This is a genomic window from Mesorhizobium sp. M7A.F.Ca.MR.148.00.0.0 (assembly GCF_003997735.1).
In the GTDB taxonomy this organism is placed as follows: Bacteria; Pseudomonadota; Alphaproteobacteria; order Rhizobiales; family Rhizobiaceae; genus Mesorhizobium.
Genome location: NZ_RZTB01000449.1, coordinates 1 through 356, shown reverse-complemented (window position 1 = coordinate 356; position 356 = coordinate 1). Strand labels below are relative to the sequence as shown.

Here is a 356-nt window from a genome sequence, read left to right as displayed (position 1 = left end):
CTTCAGGGACACTCACAGCGAACCCCAACAGCAGTTCATTGTTGACGCCTTCGTGGAGACTGGAGAAATCCCGACTGGGGAAGCCTTTGGGATCGAGGAGGTTGAAGCGGCTGTGGTCGTCGTTGCATTCGAGCAGCATCTGGAGCGCAACGTGCTTAGGCAGCATGGGCTGACCCTTGACACCTACTTTGAGCATGTCGACGACGCCGACTACCCGGCACTACGCAAGGCTGCAGCTAAGGGCGAATGGCACGTCTTTCATGGGCATGCCCAAGCCATAGCAGCCGCCCGGAAGGCCGGCACAGCCTTCACTGACTAACGCGTCCCCTGTCCCCGATGCATCGCCCCAAGAGGTG

1 protein-coding gene is annotated in these 356 nt (G+C 59.8%); it reads left to right on the top strand.

Annotated features, from left to right (window positions below; translation table 11 throughout):
* Window positions 1-319 (top strand): hypothetical protein (locus EOB49_RS36800; protein WP_164781982.1); only part of this gene is annotated, 319 nt, incomplete at its 5' end.
* Window positions 320-356 lie beyond the last annotated feature (37 nt).